13 protein-coding genes and 2 pseudogenes are annotated in these 16,275 nt (G+C 67.7%); 9 read left to right on the top strand and 6 right to left on the bottom strand.

Translation table 11 applies throughout. From position 1 onward, the window contains the following. Positions 1-21: 21 nt before the first annotated feature. Positions 22-1,455: an NADP-dependent phosphogluconate dehydrogenase gene (gndA, locus tag BM394_RS11580; RefSeq protein ID WP_092977587.1), complete on the bottom strand. Its 1,434-nt coding sequence runs from the start codon at positions 1,453-1,455 to the stop codon at positions 22-24. Positions 1,456-1,676: 221 nt separating this feature from the next. On the opposite strand from gndA, the gene lspA reads away from it, so the two are divergent. Together lspA and BM394_RS11570 are read left to right on the top strand one after the other, a co-directional pair. Then, a complete protein-coding gene (gene lspA / locus BM394_RS11575) occupies positions 1,677-2,411 on the top strand; it encodes a signal peptidase II (protein WP_175530064.1) in 735 nt (244 codons plus the stop codon). Continuing rightward, entirely contained in the window at positions 2,408-3,340 is a 933-nt protein-coding gene (locus tag BM394_RS11570) for an RluA family pseudouridine synthase (protein ID WP_175530063.1), read from the top strand. The genes lspA and BM394_RS11570 overlap by 4 nt, the downstream gene beginning before the upstream one ends. A 68-nt stretch (positions 3,341-3,408) precedes the next feature. On the opposite strand, the gene BM394_RS11565 is transcribed toward BM394_RS11570, so the two are convergent. Further along, positions 3,409-4,407, bottom strand: coding sequence for an AsnC family protein (locus tag BM394_RS11565; RefSeq protein ID WP_092977583.1), 999 nt, complete (start codon positions 4,405-4,407; stop codon positions 3,409-3,411). 348 nt (positions 4,408-4,755) lie between these two features. Here BM394_RS11565 and BM394_RS23700 point away from each other — a divergent pair. From BM394_RS23700 to BM394_RS11550, 3 genes and pseudogenes are all read left to right on the top strand, one after another. Further along, positions 4,756-4,955 (top strand): annotated as a pseudogene (locus tag BM394_RS23700) (PHP domain-containing protein); the annotation flags it as partial. Between the two features lie 5 nt (positions 4,956-4,960). After that, positions 4,961-5,653 (top strand): annotated as a pseudogene (locus BM394_RS23695) (hypothetical protein); the annotation flags it as partial. Between the two features lie 216 nt (positions 5,654-5,869). After that, positions 5,870-7,111 carry a cytochrome P450 family protein gene (locus tag BM394_RS11550; RefSeq protein WP_092977581.1) on the top strand — a complete coding sequence of 414 codons (1,242 nt, stop codon included), beginning with the start codon at positions 5,870-5,872 and terminating at the stop codon, positions 7,109-7,111. A gap of 137 nt (positions 7,112-7,248) precedes the next feature. Here the strand turns inward: BM394_RS11550 and BM394_RS11545 are convergent, their stop codons facing one another. After that, positions 7,249-9,117, bottom strand: coding sequence for an arabinofuranosyltransferase (locus BM394_RS11545; protein WP_245780120.1), 1,869 nt, complete (start codon positions 9,115-9,117; stop codon positions 7,249-7,251). A 252-nt stretch (positions 9,118-9,369) separates the two neighbouring features. Between BM394_RS11545 and BM394_RS11540 the strand changes: the two genes are divergently transcribed. Further along, on the top strand, positions 9,370-9,972 hold the full coding sequence (locus BM394_RS11540) for a DUF2567 domain-containing protein (RefSeq protein ID WP_217643452.1): 603 nt from the start codon (positions 9,370-9,372) through the stop codon (positions 9,970-9,972). Positions 9,973-10,080: 108 nt separating this feature from the next. Here BM394_RS11540 and BM394_RS11535 read toward each other — a convergent pair whose 3' ends face one another. The 3 genes from BM394_RS11535 to BM394_RS11525 all read right to left on the bottom strand — a co-directional run bounded on the left by BM394_RS11535 (position 10,081) and on the right by BM394_RS11525 (position 12,507). Continuing rightward, positions 10,081-11,034, bottom strand: coding sequence for a DUF8017 domain-containing protein (locus BM394_RS11535; RefSeq protein ID WP_139235204.1), 954 nt, complete (start codon positions 11,032-11,034; stop codon positions 10,081-10,083). A gap of 63 nt (positions 11,035-11,097) precedes the next feature. Then, positions 11,098-11,778, bottom strand: coding sequence for an LON peptidase substrate-binding domain-containing protein (locus BM394_RS11530; protein ID WP_165400587.1), 681 nt, complete (start codon positions 11,776-11,778; stop codon positions 11,098-11,100). A gap of 63 nt (positions 11,779-11,841) precedes the next feature. Next, the gene (locus tag BM394_RS11525; protein WP_092977846.1) at positions 11,842-12,507 is read right to left on the bottom strand and encodes an NUDIX domain-containing protein; all 666 of its coding nucleotides are present in this window, start codon (positions 12,505-12,507) and stop codon (positions 11,842-11,844) included. Between the two features lie 175 nt (positions 12,508-12,682). Between BM394_RS11525 and nadA the strand changes: the two genes are divergently transcribed. Genes nadA through nadC form a run of 3 tightly spaced genes read left to right on the top strand, consistent with a single transcriptional unit; the run spans position 12,683 to position 16,244 of the window. Continuing rightward, the gene (nadA, locus tag BM394_RS11520; protein WP_092977844.1) at positions 12,683-13,759 is read left to right on the top strand and encodes a quinolinate synthase NadA; all 1,077 of its coding nucleotides are present in this window, start codon (positions 12,683-12,685) and stop codon (positions 13,757-13,759) included. Next, a complete protein-coding gene (locus BM394_RS11515) occupies positions 13,756-15,360 on the top strand; it encodes an L-aspartate oxidase (RefSeq protein ID WP_092977575.1) in 1,605 nt (534 codons plus the stop codon). The genes nadA and BM394_RS11515 overlap by 4 nt, the downstream gene beginning before the upstream one ends. After that, the gene (gene nadC / locus BM394_RS11510; RefSeq protein ID WP_092977573.1) at positions 15,357-16,244 is read left to right on the top strand and encodes a carboxylating nicotinate-nucleotide diphosphorylase; all 888 of its coding nucleotides are present in this window, start codon (positions 15,357-15,359) and stop codon (positions 16,242-16,244) included. Before BM394_RS11515 ends, nadC begins: the two co-directional genes overlap by 4 nt. The last annotated feature ends 31 nt before the right edge of the window (positions 16,245-16,275 follow it).

Genomic DNA, 16,275 nt, shown 5'->3' with positions numbered 1-16,275 from the left:
CGACTCGGCGGGATTCGCCGATCAGGCCTCGTGCTCGGAGCGATCGGCCGACCACTCGGTGTGGAAAACCCCCTCGCGATCGGTCCGACGGTAGGTGTGCGCTCCGAAGTAGTCCCGCTGCCCCTGGATCAGCGCGGCGGGCAACCGCTGGGCCCGAACGGTGTCGTAGTAGGCCAACGCCGTCGAGATCCCGGGGACCGGCACTCCGGCCGCCGTGGCGGTGGCGACCACACGGCGCCACGAGTCCTGGGCCTCGCCGAGCGCCTCGCGGAAGTCGTCGTCGGCGAGCAGACCGGCCGGTCCGGAGGTCTGGTCGTAGGCCGCTCGGATGCGGTCCAGGAATTCCGCCCTGATGATGCAGCCGCCCCGCCAGATCGTGGCGATGGCGCCGAGGTCGATGTTCCACTCGTAGGTCTCGCTGCCCGCCCGGATCTGGTCGAAGCCCTGGGCGTAAGCGATGATCTTGGAGGCGTACAGGGCGCGTTCCACGTCGGCGACGAATCGCTCGGGATCGTCGACCACGGGTTCCGCCGAGGGGCCGGGGAGCCCGGCCGCGTCCGCTCGTAGCCGCGGCTGTCCGGAGATCGAGCGCGCGAACACCGCTTCGGCGATCCCGGTCACCGGGCTGGCCAGTTCCAGGGCGTTCTGTACGGTCCAGCGGCCGGTGCCCTTCTGCTCGGCCTGGTCCAGCACCACGTCGACGAACGGCCGGGAGGTGCGGCTGTCCACGTGACCGAGCACCTCGGCGGTGATCTCGATCAGGTAGGAGTTCAACCGGCCGGTGTTGAACCGGCGGAACGTTTCGGCGATCTCGGCGGGTTCCCGCCCCAGAACCTTGCGCAACAGGTCGTAGGTCTCCGCGATGAGCTGCATGTCGGCGTACTCGATGCCGTTGTGCACCATTTTGACGAAGTGACCCGCACCGTCCGCCCCCACGTGGGTGACGCACGGTGTGCCGTCCACGTTGGCGGCGATCGAGCGCAGGATGGGTTCCAGCTCACGGTAGGCGTCGGTCGAGCCTCCCGGCATGATGCTGGGGCCGTGCAGCGCCCCCTCCTCACCACCGGACACGCCTGCCCCGACGAAGTGCACTCCCCGGTCGATCAGTGCCGCTTCCCGACGTCGGGTGTCGGTGAAGTTGGCGTTCCCGGCGTCGACGAGGACGTCTCCCGAGTCCAGCATCGGCACGAGCTCGTCGATCACCGCGTCGGTGGGGGCGCCGGCCTTGACCATGATCACCAGGCGACGGGGGCGTTCCAACGTGTCGACGAGTTCCCGCAGCGATCCGGTGGCCAGGAAATTTCCCTCGTCCCCGAACCGGCTGATCAACTCGTCGGTGCGTTCCCGGTGACGGTTGTGCACGGCCACCCGCTGCCCGTTGCGGGCGAGATTGCGGGCCAGGTTCCTGCCCATGACGGCCAGGCCCGTGACCCCGATGTTCGCCTTGTCGCTCATCCGCGCTCCGATCCGATGTCCCGATCCGCGACGCGAACCGGGGTGTCCGCTCGGGCAACATCCTCAGTTGGTCCCGTGTTCCAAGGGCATGACTAGCGCACAGCCGCGGTTTTCGCAGCGTGGTGTTCGCCGCGAACCATCGCTTCGCGGTCGGGTACCAAAGCACACCGCTGTCCCGGCCTGGCTGCACCCCGTCCCGTCCGGTCAGGGACAATGGGGGAGTGAGCGATGAGCACCACACGACCGACCCCTCCGGTTCCGCACGTTCGGCGCCCGGCTCGACCACCGAACGTCGTGGTCCGCCGCGCCCCCGATTGTTGGTGCTGCTGTTCGGGATCGCCGTGGTCCTGATCGGGGCGGACGCGATCACCAAGTCATTGGCGGTGGCCGAGCTGGAGGACCGAGAGCCGGTCAAGCTGTTCGGCGGGGCCCTGTACTTGGTGCTCTTCCGCAATCCGGGAGCCGCGTTCAACATCGGCACCGGTCTGACCTGGCTGCTGGCGCTGCTGGCGATCGTGGTGATCGGCGCCATAGTCTGGTTCGCCCCGAAGCTCCGTTCCACCGGTTGGGCGGTGGGTATCGGCCTGGTGCTGGGAGGTGCCTGCGGCAATCTCGTCGACCGGATATTCCGGGAGCCCGCGCCGCTGCGCGGTCACGTGATCGACTTCCTGTCCGTGTTCGCCCCGGACGGAAGCGTCTGGCCGGTGTTCAACCTGGCCGACTCCGGCATCGTGTGTGGTGGAGTGCTGATCGTACTGCTGGCACTGCTGGGCTACGACTACGACGGAACCGTGCATCGGCGGGGGGCGGAACGGACCACCACCGGCGACAGCGGTGATCACCCTGCCGAGGGCGAGCGAGGCGAGGCCGCGGACGATCGCTCTACCGAACGGGGTAGGGCTTCGCCGGGCTCGGCCGAGGAACAGCGACGTGACGACGATGAGGGAAGCTCGTGAGCGAGTTGCGCACACTGCCCGTGCCCGACGGGCTCGACGGTATGCGGGTGGACTCCGGGCTGGCCAAGCTGCTGGGTGTGTCGCGCAACACCGTCGTGGCGCTGACCACGTCCGGAGACGTCGAGTTGGACGGGGCGCCCGCCGGTAAGTCGGACCGGCTGCTGGCCGGTTCGTGGCTCGAGGTGCGGCTTCCCGGCGAGGAAACGCCTCCCGAGATCGTCGCGGTTCCCGTGGAGGGGCTGACGATCGTGCACGAGGACGACGACATCGTGGTGGTCAACAAGCCCATAGGTGTGGCGGTTCACCCCAGCCCCGGCTGGGAGGGGCCGACCGTGCTCGGCGGGCTGGCCGCGGCGGGGGTCAATCTCGCCGTCTCCGGCCCCTCGGAACGGCAGGGAGTGGTACACCGCCTCGACGCGGGCACCACGGGAGTCATGGTGCTGGCGAAGTCGGAACGTGCCTACTCCGCGTTGAAGCGTGCGTTCAAGGAGCGCACGGTGGACAAGCACTACCACGCTCTGGTGCAGGGGCACCCCGATCCGAGCCGAGGCACGATCGACGCGCCCATAGATCGCCACCCCAGGGTCGATCACAAGTTCGCCGTGGTCACCGACGGTAAGCCCAGCGTCACCCACTACGAGACGGTGGAGGCGTTCCGGGCGGCCTCGCTGGTGGACGTGAAGCTCGAGACCGGTCGCACCCACCAGATAAGGGTGCACTTCTCGGCAGTGCGCCATCCCTGCGTCGGTGATCTGACCTACGGCGCCGATCCGACGCTCGCACGGCGGCTCGGCCTCACCAGACAGTGGTTGCACGCGTACTCGCTGTCCTTCGAACACCCCGGTTACGGCGATCGGGTGACTTTCGACAGCGATTACCCGGCGGATCTGAGTGAAGCGTTGGAGCAACTGCGGGAACAGGACCACTGAGCCGCTCCAGGGGCCACGCCGCACCGTCGGTGGTCCCGAGCCGGTGCGGAAGGTTCGTCATCCGCCGCTCAGAGGTCGCTGATGTCCCAGACCAGCGAGTGCGGTCCCGGATCAGCGTGCGGTGACCACTCGACGCTGCGCAGTTCGGTTTCCTCCGGCAACACGAACACGCTGTGCCCGCCACCCGTTTCCCCGGGCGAGACGCCGGAGCTGTGCGGTGGACGGGAGGAGAGCGCCACCGAGGACTTGGACACGGTCGAACCGTCCCGGGCCACCAGCAGCAGGTGCTGGTCCGGTGGTGAGTCGAACACGGTGGTGCCGCGGTTGGTCAGCTCGATGTGCACCACGATCGCCCGCTGCCCCTCCTCCAGGGTGTGCCCAGCGGCGCTGAACAGGAAGTCGGCGGGATCGACCACCTCGACCAGCAGTACCTCGACCGGTTCACCGTTGGGGCCGACCGTGTCCAGCTTGCTGCCGACCTTGCCCGCTCTGGGGACGGCGGGTGGTCGCGGTGTCGGACCACCCGCGGCGCCCTGCTCGCTCCGGGACCACGCCGCGGAGCCGGGAGGCCCCCACGTGTTGGGGGCCGCGGGTGGTTGTTGTGCCGGTGTCGTGGGGTAGGGCTGCTGTGGTCCCTGCGGCGGCTGTTGTTGCGGCGGTGGTGGTCCCTGACCGGGTGAGGGCGGTGGCTGCGGAGCCATCGGCGGATACGGACCGTGCGGTTGCTGAGGGCCGCTCATGCCGCCGTGGACCGCGTAGCCCCCGCTGTGCGGTCCCGAGTGCTGCGGAGGCGGTGGTGCGCCCGCTCCGGAGGGGGGTGTCTGGTAACCACCGCCGGGTTGGCTCTGCGGCTGGACTCCGACGGACGCGAGCGCGTTGCGGATCCCGTTCGGGTCGCACTCCACACCGACCACCAGCGGCAAGCCGGTGGTGGACAGCGTGGCCAGCCTCGCGGCCACCTCACGCACGTCCATGTTCAGGTAGGCGGCGAGTTCGTGAACCGCGGCGCGACCCGTCTCGGCGACGGCGCTGAGCAGACGGACGTCCACGGGATCTGGTGCAGCCACGTCTTGTCACGCTACCCGCTCCGGTGAGCGTCGTGTTTCGTGGTGTCGATTCCCTCCCGGGGGCCGTTGGACCGATTCCCCGGGATTTCCGCGCTCCCGTGGGCCGCTCGCGAACAGGCCGGGGACGGTCCGGTGTCGACCGAACGGACTGGACTAGGGTTGGAGGCTCGGTACCGGTCCACCTTTCGTCGTAACGCGAAGGACGTCGACCGAACCGGACTCCGGATCGACCATGCGAAACATCGTCGTTGGTCACGGTATTGAATTGCGCCGTGTTGCTTCACGGGAGGGAAAACCGCCGTACCTACCGATTCGTTCGTTCATCTGCACGTGTACACCGAGTGCTCGATGTTGGACGGCGCGGCGAAGATGGGGCCCTTTTCTCCGGGGCGAAACGCCTCGGGATACCCGCGGTCGCGATGACCGACCACGGCGATATGTACGGTGCCGACGAGTTCCACCAGCAGGCCAAGAATGCGGGCATCAAACCGATCATCGGTATCGAGGCCTACGTCGCACCGCAGAGCCGATACCACAAGAAACCGGTCTCCAGTCCGTCTCGCGGATCTTCTCCACCGCCCGTGGCCTGGAGGGGGCTGATCCGCAACGCGGGAGTGCACGCCTGCGCGGTGATCCTGTCCTCGCAGCCGCTGATGGGCACGGTTCCGCCGTGGATGCGTGACGACGGTTCCATCATCACGGGCTGGGACTATCCCAGCTGTGAGGCCATCGGGCTGCTCAAGTTCGAAGGTGGTGGGATGCGCGAGCTGCTCAAGCGGCTGCGTCCCACGGTACTGCCGTTCGCCGGTTACGCCCTGGTGGCCTACTGGACCGCCTATCTGAAGGCGAACTACCCGGCCGAGTACATGGCGGTGCTGCTGACCGCCAACGGTGACGAAAGGACAAGATGGCGGTCTACCTCTCGGAGTGCCGTCGGATGCAGGTCCGGGTGCTCTCCCCGGACGCCGTACCGGTGGACATCTCGGCTGCCGAGACCGGCCCCGGCAGCAGTCCTCCGTTCGTGCTGCGGCTCAACGCGTCCGAGGTGGACCGGAGCATGGTCGACGAGCTCAAGCGCACGCTGCGTGCCCACTCCGGTGAGGTGCCGGTGCAGGTCAAGTCGCAGGGCAGTCGCGGCGAGCCCAGACTCGCTCTTTCCAGTGAGTTCTTCGTCAACACCGACCACGGCTTGCAGGGTGAGCTCGAGGGGATGTTGGGAGCCGGTTGTTTCGAGTCCCTGACCTGATTGGGCGGCCCCGTCGGGGCGCGAAAGTCCTCGTGGTCCTCGTTTCGTGCGGGAAAGCCGGATCGTCCGATTCGGGCGAGCTCGCCCGTGCGATTCCACCGGGTTGATTACTTCGTGCTGGTGAAAATGGTTCGGACAATCCGCTGATCGTAGTGACAGCTTCGCTATTAACGGTGTTAACTGTGGGCGGACCGGTGTCTACCGCGAAGGGCTGTCATGACTTCGTCCCAGCAGTGTCCACATGACTCCGTATCGGTGCTCGACGACGAGTTCCTGCAGGATCCCCACGTGCATTACGCGTGGATGCGGGAATCCGACCCCACCAGGAGAGTGGTCACCGTGACCGGGCTGCCGGTATGGCTGGTGACCCGCTACGCCGATGCCAAAGCCGCGCTGACCGACCCCAGGCTCAGCAAGGACTACCGTGGTATTGGGCGGATAACGGAGCGCGAGGTCGAGCGGGGCGCCCAGCGGGCCGACATCTCGGAATCCGTCCAGGCCCACATGCTCAACATGGATCCGCCCGATCACACGCGACTGCGCAAGCTGGTGGTCAAGGCGTTCACCGCCCGTCGTGTCGAGGCGTTGCGCCCGAGGATAGAGCAGATAACCGGCGAGCTGCTCGACGAGATGGCGGCGACGGAGCACGCCGGTGACGCCGGTATCGACCTGCTGGACGAGTTCGCCTTCCCCCTGCCTATCCGCGTGATCTGCGAACTGTTGGGAATCCCCGAGGACCGCAGGGACGAGTTTCGCGAGTGGTCCAACACCGTGGTTTCCGGACAGGATCCACAGGCCGCGGAGCGGGCCGCCGCCGCCATGGCGGAGTACCTGTTCGAACTGGTCGCGGAGAAACGTCGGAACCCGATGGACGACCTGCTCACGGCGCTGATCGAAGCCAGTGATGACGCGGATCGGCTCAGTGGCGAGGAGCTGATCGCCATGGTGTTCCTGCTGCTGGTCGCCGGACACGAGACCACGGTCAACCTCATCGGCAACGGGGTACTGGCATTGCTCCGTGACCCGGAGCAGTATCGGCTGCTGCGCGACGAACCGGAACGGGCCGCGTCGGTGGTCGAGGAGACGTTGCGGTTCGACGGTCCCGTGAATCTGGCGACCTTTCGGTACACCACGGAACCGGTGATGGTCGGAGATGTGGAGATCCCAGCGGAAGAGCTGGTGCTGGTCGCACTGGGATCGGCCAACCGGGACTCGGAGAAGTTCGACACGCCGGATCGGTTCGACCAGGACCGAGCCACCAACGGCCACCTGGCTTTCGGGCACGGTATCCATTTCTGCGTCGGAGCCCCGTTGGCACGTCTGGAGGGCCAGATCGCGCTGCGGCGGCTCACCGAGCGTTTTCCCGCCATGAAGCTGGCCCTGTCGGAGGAACAGCTGTCCTACCGTCCCAGCACGTTGATGCGTGGCCTGGAACAGTTGCCCGTCCGGCTTTCCTGATCGGAGTTTTCCGGCAGGTTCGTCGGGTCGCTCGGACGACCGGACGGGCTCCGTCGTCGCTTCCGGTGGCGGGACGGGCTCCGTTCGGGCCGGAAGGCCGACCGTGCCGCTTCGGCCCGAACGGGTAGCCCGGTTCGTCACCGCACGACGACCACGGTGTACGGACCGATTTCCCGCGTGGTGAACTCCGGTCCCCGGAACAGTGCCGTGTCGAACAGCACCCGGTAGTTCAGCACGTTCGGCTGGGCGGGGAAAACATCGCGTTTCAGCGTCAGCGAGAGCTTCCCGACGGGCGGGTTCGAACCCTCGGCCGTGTCATCGCCGCTGCTCGGACCTCCGGCCTCTCCACGATGCCGGAGCACGAACACGTCCGGAGCGCGGAACGGACTGTCGCGCAGCAGTTCCGCCAGCTCGGCGCTGTCCGTGGCGTCGGCCCAGCGTTCAATCTCCGCGGCGCGTTGTTCGTACTCACCCAGCGGATTGGCGTAGTGCGGTGTTTCCTGCTGGAACATCCAGTAGGGTTCGAACGACTTCAGATTGTAGTTCGTGCTCAGCACGACGTTCCGCTGTGGATTTCGCCCGGTCATCCCGGATATGGTCGAGATGAGTTCGTCCAACCATGCGTTGGGTTCGTCCGGGTTCCGCGCGCCGTATGCGTTGTGGCCGGTGGGGTAGTAGTCCTCGTACGCCTCCCGCACGCGGGAGTCCAATCCGGTGTTGAGTTGGTACTGCGCCACCGAGAGCGCGCCGGTCACGGCCAGCACCACCGACAGCGCGGTCAGTCGCGGTAGATACCTTCCGGGAACTCGTCCCCGCAGCCTGTGGAGCAGCTCGACCAGTCCGATCACGCCTGCCACGACCAGGACGCACTCCAGGATCATGCGGAGGCGGAACGCGAGCAGCGTGGTCTCGGCGACCAGTGCGAGTGTGGACAGCCCGAACCACACGTAAACGGTGACCGTCACCATCAGCAACGCCGCCGCCAGCGAACTGTTCGTCGCGCGAAGTATCAACCACACCAGGCCGCACAGGCACAGCAATCCGAACGTGGAGAACTCGGTGAACGGCAACGGCAGGTAAGCGCTTCCGGCTGGCAAGTAGTGCTGTGCAGCGCTGCTCTCGGAAAGTCCGCCCGCGAGCAGGAACGGAGCCCACACCACCAGAGCCAACAGGCCGCTGACCACTCCGATGGGGACCAACCGTAGGAACAGTTCCCATGCCGTGCGCCCGGCAGGAGCGCCGCGCGCGACACGTGTCGCACCGATGACGGCGGCCATTACCACGGTTACCAGCACCGCGAACCCGAAGTTCAACGTGTAGGTCATCGCCGTTAAACCGACGAAGATCCCCACCCCCAACAACACGCCGCGCGGCGCGCGCTCCCGCGTGGACAGGGCGTACCAGGTCAGCACAGCCATCGGAGCCAGCAGGGCGGCGGAGGGCCAAGCGTAGGGTTCCATCAGGCCGTGCCGCATACCGGTCAACATCGTCACCAGCGCGGCCAGCAGCGCCTGCTCGCGCGGTATCACCAGACTCCACAGCGTGAAGGCCAGCACGACGACCACTGCCAGCCACGTCAGCGCGTAGGGTTTGTAGGCGGCCCAGCCCTCCCACCCGATCAGGTTCGCGAAACGCCCGCCGATCCAGAACCATCCCCAGGGATAGTAGGGGGCTATGTCGGCGTAGTTCATGTCCGCGGGAACCAGGTTCTCCGCCATCCGATTCATGTACTGCAACCGGAACCCGTTGTCCACCGAGGCTCCCCCGTAGTAGAACCGGGTGCGTTGCAGCGGCGTGGCCAGCAACAGCGTGGTCAGCGTGGTCAGGGCGGTCCAGACACCGATGAGGCGCAGCCCGCCGTTCCCGATCCGCTTTCCGAGAGCAGGCGGCACCAGGAGCAGCAGCAGAAGTACGGTGGAGCCGAGTACGGCCAGGGCCTCGGGAGCGTTACCGGGTTCGGAGATTCCGGGCTGAACGATGAGGAATTGCAGCAGTAGACTGAGCACGACCGCGATTCCCGTACCCAGCGAAAGTTCGAGAACCGTTCGACCGCCGGAAAGTCTCGGTATCGAGTCCGGGTGGCTCCGCTTCGTGTTGTCCGTTCCGAGCGAGCTGGAACTCGGCAAGGTGCCACTCCAGGTCCTGAGAATTCGATGATGGATGTCACGCACAATAGCGACAGCTGAAGAGTTGGACTCTTGTGGCCCCGAACAGTGGCTGTTCGGGGCCGATTCGCCGTTTCTTTCGGAGGAGGCTCGGTGTCGGAACAACCGGTCGAAGGGCCGGAGAAGAAGTACACGACCGACCGCGATTCGACCACGTGGTGGCAGCTACGGACACGACCGCCGCGCCCCGCGGTGGTGTTCGGCGCGGATCTGTTGCCCGCACTGAGCGTGTTGTCCTTGGTGACCTTGCTGGGATTCCCGCTCGGTTGGATCTGGTCTCGCCTGGCACCGCCGCGGGAAAGCACCATGACACGACAGGGTGAGTTGGTTCCGGTGCTGGTCGAGAGCTACCACAGGTTCGACGGGCTGGCGGTTTTCCTGCTGCTGAGTTCCGCCTGTGGAGTGCTCGTCGCCGCGGTCGCCTGGCAGCTGCGTGGCCGCAGGGGGCCCGTGCTGCTCGTGGCGATGGTGCTGGGGTCGTTGCTGTCGACCTGGCTGGGAATGCGGCTCGGCACCTCGTTCGCCGCCGGGATGTACCCGGTGCCGGACACCTTGCGTCCCGGGGATCTGGTGGCCGTGGCACCGCGGTTGGACACGCTGGTCGGTTTGCTGGGGCAACCACTGGCCGTCGCCTTGACCTACGGGCTCGTCGCTTCGTGGAACGGGTTGGACGATCTCGGCAGGCGACGGGGTTGATCGGGACGACACACGCCCGTTTTCCGATGTCCGTGCTCGGGCGAAGCCGGGGTGTTCCGGGGCGGAACCGTCGCCGGCCGCCCTGTCAGCCCGGTAGTGCTCGCGGCGTCAGTCCGGTAGTAGTCGCAGCGAACGCAGTGCGCGTTCCATAGTGTCCGGTGTCTCGGCGCCCTCGAACTCCTGGTCCGCCATGCCCACCAGAATCGCGGTTCCCTGCTGGTACGGCAGGGCCATCACCCCGATGTAGGCGGACTCGGTGATGCACGTTTCCGTGGTCGCCGGAACGATCTCCGCGCTGACGAAGGTGGCTGTCAGCTTTCCGCCGTCGAGCGTCACCTGCCGTGGTTCCCGCTGCTTCAGCTGTGGTCGTACCCCGTCGCTGGTGGTCCAGAGCATGTTCCCGAGCTTTTCGACGGTCCCCTCGCCGGCTTGGGTGCTGTCGGTCAGCTTCGAGGAGGTCAGTCCGATCAGGGCGCGGAACGACTGCGGTGCCCGGTCGCAGAAGCCCTCCATGTACAGCGAGTACCCGCTCAGCGTGATCGTCCCGGTCGAGGAGTTTCCCAACCTGTTGACCGCACCGGGATGCGTGGTCCAGTCGCCGGGAACGTCGTACGCCACACCGGTCTCCGGGACCGGAACGGACTGCCAACCGGGAATCGCCGCGGTTACGGACTGCCGCGAGTCGGCCGTGGCGCTCGTGGAGCCCGCCGCGACGGATCCGTTCCCTCCGTCGTCGTCACCGAGTTTGACCAGTACCAGTGTGGTGATGATGATGACCACACTGGCTATCGCGGTCGAGACCACGGCGATGGTCGGGCCGCGGCTCCGCCCGGGCGGAGCCGCCGATTCCCCCTGGGTTGGGGCCCATGACGGCGTGCCGTACCGGTTCGACGCCGCCTGCGGCGGTGCGAACGAGGCGCCGTGTGGCGAGTGCCCGTACGGGGGTTGCTCGGCGGCGTGGGACCCGTCCCCGGGAACGGGTTGTCCGGTCAGCGGATCGTAATAGCGGTGTGCTCCGCCGTCCGGTCCCGTCCAGCTGTTGGACCCGCCAGGTAACGACATGGTTCGTGATCCTAGCGAGTACCGCGCATCGCGTGTCGGGTCCTCGCGTGATCGCGTCGGAAATCAGTTGGTTCCCGCGTGTTCGGCGAATTCGGACAGCTGGGCTGGAACGGCGCGCAGCCTCCGCACGAACTCGGTCTCCCGGTTGATCAACGAGCGGATCTCGCGCATCCGTGCCACCGGGTCGGTCTCGGCGAGCAGCTCCTGCCGGTCGTCCGGCGCGAGAACGCAGTTCTCCGCCAGCGCGTAGGACAGTTCGGCGAAATCCGTGCTCTCGTCGGGGTTGGTGGTGCCCTCCACCCGGAGTCCGGTCGCCACGTAGCGCTCCTGGGCGGCTCGGGCCGAGGCCGACAGCCTGTCCCTGAGCTGTTCGGAGTCCTGCCGCGGAGTGCTGTCCGGCAGCCACTCCACGCGGGCCATCAGATAGGGGGCCGCCTCGGTGTCCAGTTGCAACAGTCGAAAGCGGTCCCGGCCTGTGGTGGTGATGTCGTAGCGCCCCTCGGGGAGCTGTTGCACCTCGTCGAGGTGCGCGGAGCACCCGACCTCGTACATCGCGTCGACGTTGTCCTCGCCGACCTCCCATCCCTGGCGGATGCCGACCACACCGAACCTGCGGCCGGGTACGACTTCGTTGACCAGATCCATCACGAGTTGCCGGTAACGTGCCTCGAAGATGTGCAGCGGTAGCGAACCGCCCGGCAACAGTACGTTACCCAGCGGAAACAACGGAAGCGTTTCAGTCACGTCACCAACCTACTTGTACTTTCGCCGCGCTGACCAGCAGAGCCGCTCCAACGGCGTTCCGGGTCACGCGGGTGGGCGTAGCACCGCGAACCTGTCCGTGATCTGCAGGTCGCGCGAGGTGAACCGGAACAGCGCCGGTGGCCGACCCCCGGACGGGCCCGCCGCCACGGTCTCACCCGTCGTCTCCAGCGCGCCGCGTCGGGACAGCACGCGTTGCAGGTTCGTGGCCGATACCCGGTACCCCAGGGCGGCCGAGTACAGGTCACGCAGTTCGGAGACGGTGAATTTCGGCGGAGCCAGTGCGAAGCCGATGTTGGTGTAGGACAGTTTGGAGCGCAGGCGTTCCCGGCCCGCCAGCAGGATCTCCTCGTGGTCGAACGCCGTTTCCGGTAGTGCTTCGACGGGGTGCCAGGCGGTGTCGTTCGGCAGCTCGGGGTCCGTGTCGCAGGGGATCAGCCCGAGGAACGCGGTGGCCACGATGCGCTTGTCCGGGACTCTTCCGGGGGAACTGAACACCGCCAACTGCTCCACGTGTGTGAGCTCGCGCACGTCGACCTTTTCGGCGAGTTGTCTGCGGATGGAGGATTCCACCGTTTCGTCGGGGCCGAGTCTGCCGCCCGGAAGTGCCCAACGGTTCGGATGGGGTGGACGGGCGCGTTGCCACAGCAGTGCCTTCAGGGACCCCTGCCGCACCTGCACGACTCCCGCGAGTACCTCGTGGCCCGTGATGTGGCTCGTATCGCGCTCCCGGGGCCCCGGCGACGTGTTAGTATTGGACACGTTTTCGATCCTAAGACGAAAACCCTGGTCGCGAAATCAGGAGTTCGACAACCCGGTGATCAACCGGGCCCTGCGGGGAAATCGGCGCGGTGGTTCGACCACTCGCGTCGGTGAGGAGGAGGACATGGCCGCGACAGCAGCCACCGCCGGTGATTACGGCAACCCGACCGGACTCGACACCGCGGATCTGCGGCGCACCGAAGACGGTTACACGGGTATTCCCGGTAACGCGGCGTGGGCGGCCGAGGTCCGTCGGCTGGCCGAGCAGCTGGACGCCGTGCTGCTCGCGCACAACTACCAGCTACCCGAGATCCAGGACGTCGCCGATCACACCGGCGACTCGTTGGCGCTCAGCAGGATCGCCGCCGAGAGCACGGCGAGCACGATCGTCTTCTGCGGCGTGCACTTCATGGCCGAGACCGCCAAGATCCTCAGCCCGGACAAGACAGTGCTGATTCCCGACGAGCGGGCCGGATGCTCGCTGGCGGACTCGATCACCGCCGACGACCTTCGCGCCTGGAAGGCCGACTTCGTGCGAGCGGGCGAACCCGAGCCGGTGGTGGTCTCCTACGTCAACACCACGGCCGAGGTCAAGGCCGAAACCGATGTCTGCTGCACGTCCTCGAACGCGGTCGATGTCGTGCGCTCGATTCCGGAGGAACGTCCGGTGCTGTTCTGTCCGGACCAGTTCCTCGGCGCGCACGTGCAGCGGGAGACCGGTAGGCCGAACCTGCACGTCTGGGCGGGTGAGTGCCACGTACACGCCGGAATCAACGGTGCCGAACTCGCCGAGCGGGCCGCTGCCGAGCCGGAGTCGGAACTGTTCATCCACCCGGAGTGCGGTTGCGCCACCTCGGCGCTCTACCTGGCCGGGGACGGGACCGTGGACTCCGAGCGGGTCAGGATCCTGTCGACCGGTGGGATGCTCGACGCTGCGCACCGCACCGGTGCTTCCTCGGTACTGGTCGCCACCGAGGTCGGGATGCTGCACCAGCTGCGCACGGCGGCTCCGGAGGTGGACTTCCGGCCGGTGAACGACCGCGCCTCCTGCAAGTACATGAAGATGATCACCCCTGCCGCGCTGCTGCGCTGCCTGACCGAGCAGGCCGACGAGGTCGGCGTCGATACCGAGACGGCGCGGCGTGCTCGCTCGGCCGTGGAGCGGATGATCAGTATCGGCAGGCCCGGTGGTGGCGAATGACCTGGTACGCGGGTGCTGACCTGCTGGTCGTCGGAACCGGTGTCGCCGGGTTGACCGCCGCGCTGCGCGCCCGCGAGCGCGGGCTGCGCGTGTTGGTGGTCTCCAAGGAGGCCGCCGGTGTCGGCAACACCGAATGGGCCCAGGGCGGTATCGCCGTGGTCAGGTCGGAGGAGTGCGATCCCTCCGACAGCGTGCGGCAGCACGTGCGGGACACCCTCGAGGCGGGCGCCGGGCTCTGTTCCACCTCGGCGGTGCGCACGATACTCGGCGACGGTGCGGCCGCGGTGCGTCGGCTGTGCGAGGCGGGCGCACGGTTCGACGGCGAGGCGTCCGGGGCGCTCTCCCGTACCCGCGAGGGCGGGCACAGCGCGTTCCGCGTGATTCACGCCGGTGGTGACGCGACCGGTGCCGAGGTGCAGCGGGCCCTGGTCGAGGCCGGTACCGAGGTGGGAATCCCGATACTGGAGAACCACTGCGTGGTCGAGCTGTCGCACACCGAGTGGGGATCGGTCGGTGGTGCGCTCGTGCTCGACCACGCGGGCAGGCCCGGTGTCGTGCAGGCTCCCGCCGTGTTGTTGGCCACCGGTGGGCTCGGTCAGCTGTACCGGGCGACGACCAATCCCGAGGTCGCGACCGGGGACGGCGTGGCGCTCGGCCTGCGCGCCGGGGCCGCGGTCGCGGACCTGGAGTTCGTCCAGTTTCACCCGACCGTGTTGCACACTTCCGCCACCGAGCGCGGGAGTCGTCCGTTGATCACCGAGGCGGTACGGGGCGAAGGAGCCGTGCTGCTGGACTCCCGGGGTGAACCGGTGATGGCGGGCAGGCACCCGATGGGGGATCTGGCTCCCCGCGACGTCGTCGCCGCGGCGATCAACGAGAAACTCGCCGAGACCGGCTCGGAGTCGGTCTACCTCGACGCGACCGGACTTGGCGACGGATTCGTCGCGCGTTTCCCGACCGTGTACACGGCGTGCCGGGACGCCGGGATCGATCCGTTGGTCGAACCCATCCCGGTCACCACGGCCGCGCACTACTCCTGCGGCGGGATCATGTGCGATGTCGACGGCAGAACCGGGGTGACGGGCCTGTACGTCGCGGGCGAGGTCGCCCGTACCGGGCTGCACGGGGCCAACAGGCTCGCCTCCAACAGCCTGTTGGAAGGACTGGTACTCGGTACCCGTTCCGCCGACGCCGCGCTGCGCGATCTCCGATCCGGATCCCTGCGCAGGGGTTCGGTGGTCACCGAACGCCCGCCAGCCGCCGCCGTGGTCGAGCGTTCCCGGCTGCAGCGGCTCATGAGCGGATACGCCGGGATCGGGCGGCACGCCGACGGGCTGCGTCAGGCCAAGTCCGGACTGGACGCCGCGGCCGTGGTGCGGCCGTTGCGGAGTCGGTCGGAGGTCGAGGACGCCGCTCTCGGACTCACGGCCCACGCGCTGCTCGCCGCGGCCGCCGACCGGACCGAATCGCGCGGCTGTCACCGGCGCTACGACCACCCCGACACCGATGACCTGCGGTGGGGGCGTCCCAATCCGTTGCGGCTGGACGTGTCCGGCTGGTTGATCCGTTCCACCCCGGAGGAATCGAGGGAAGTGGCTTGAACCTCTCCGAGGACACCGTCCGAAATCTGCGTACCGCCGGACTGGACCCAGCGGAGAGCTCGGCTCTGGTGCGTGCGGCGCTGGCCGAGGACCTGCGCTACGGCCCGGACGTCACCACGAGGGCCACCGTGCCCGCCGAGGCGGTGGCCACCGCCTCGTTCAACACCCGAGAAGCCGGCGTGGTGGCCGGGCTGCCGTTCGTGCTGGCCGTGCTGGACGAGACGATCGGCTCGGACGGCTATCAGGTGCTCTCGGCGGTCCCCGACGGCGGGGAGGTCGCCGCGGCCGAGTGCGTGCTCGCGGTCCGCGCACCGGTGGATGGTCTGCTCACCGCCGAACGGACGGCGTTGAACCTGCTGTGCCACCTCTCCGGCGTCGCGACGGCCACGGCGGCCTGGGTCGCGGCGGTGCGCGACTCGCACTGCGTGATCCGGGACAGTCGCAAGACCGTTCCCGGAGTCAGACTGCCGCAGAAGTACGCGGTGCGCTGCGGTGGCGGCAGCAACCATCGGCTCGGGCTCGGCGACGCCATGCTCGTCAAGGACAACCACGTGGCAGCCGCCGGTTCCGTGACCGCCGCGTTGCGGGCCTGCCGTGAGTACGCGCCCGAACTGGAGCTCGAGGTCGAGGTGTCCGATCTCGACGAACTCGACGAGGTGCTGCTCGAGACCCCGGCGTTGGTGCTGCTGGACAACTTCACTCCGGGGGACTGCGCCGAAGCGGTCCGACGTGCCGCCGCACGCTCTCCCCGAACCGGGCTGGAGGCTTCCGGGGGACTCACCCTCGACGTCGCACCGACCTACGCCGCCACCGGGGTGCACTACCTGGCGGTCGGAGCGCTGACTCATTCGGCGGGCGTGCTGGACATCGGGCTGGACATGTGAACCGGTTCCGACACACCGGGTTCGATCGGTG

The organism is Actinopolyspora lacussalsi subsp. righensis, from assembly GCF_900116555.1.
In the GTDB taxonomy this organism is placed as follows: Bacteria; Actinomycetota; Actinomycetes; order Mycobacteriales; family Pseudonocardiaceae; genus Actinopolyspora; species Actinopolyspora lacussalsi.
This window is presented reverse-complemented; position numbering and strand designations above follow the sequence as displayed.

Coding starts and splice junctions, on each gene's coding strand:
- gndA (WP_092977587.1), bottom strand. CDS start 1,455: ATGAGCGACAAGGCGAACATCGGGGTCACGGGCCTGGCCGTCATGGGC.
- BM394_RS11550 (WP_092977581.1), top strand. CDS start 5,870: ATGACTTCGTCCCAGCAGTGTCCACATGACTCCGTATCGGTGCTCGAC.
- BM394_RS11535 (WP_139235204.1), bottom strand. CDS start 11,034: ATGTCGTTACCTGGCGGGTCCAACAGCTGGACGGGACCGGACGGCGGA.
- nadA (WP_092977844.1), top strand. CDS start 12,683: ATGGCCGCGACAGCAGCCACCGCCGGTGATTACGGCAACCCGACCGGA.
- BM394_RS11515 (WP_092977575.1), top strand. CDS start 13,756: ATGACCTGGTACGCGGGTGCTGACCTGCTGGTCGTCGGAACCGGTGTC.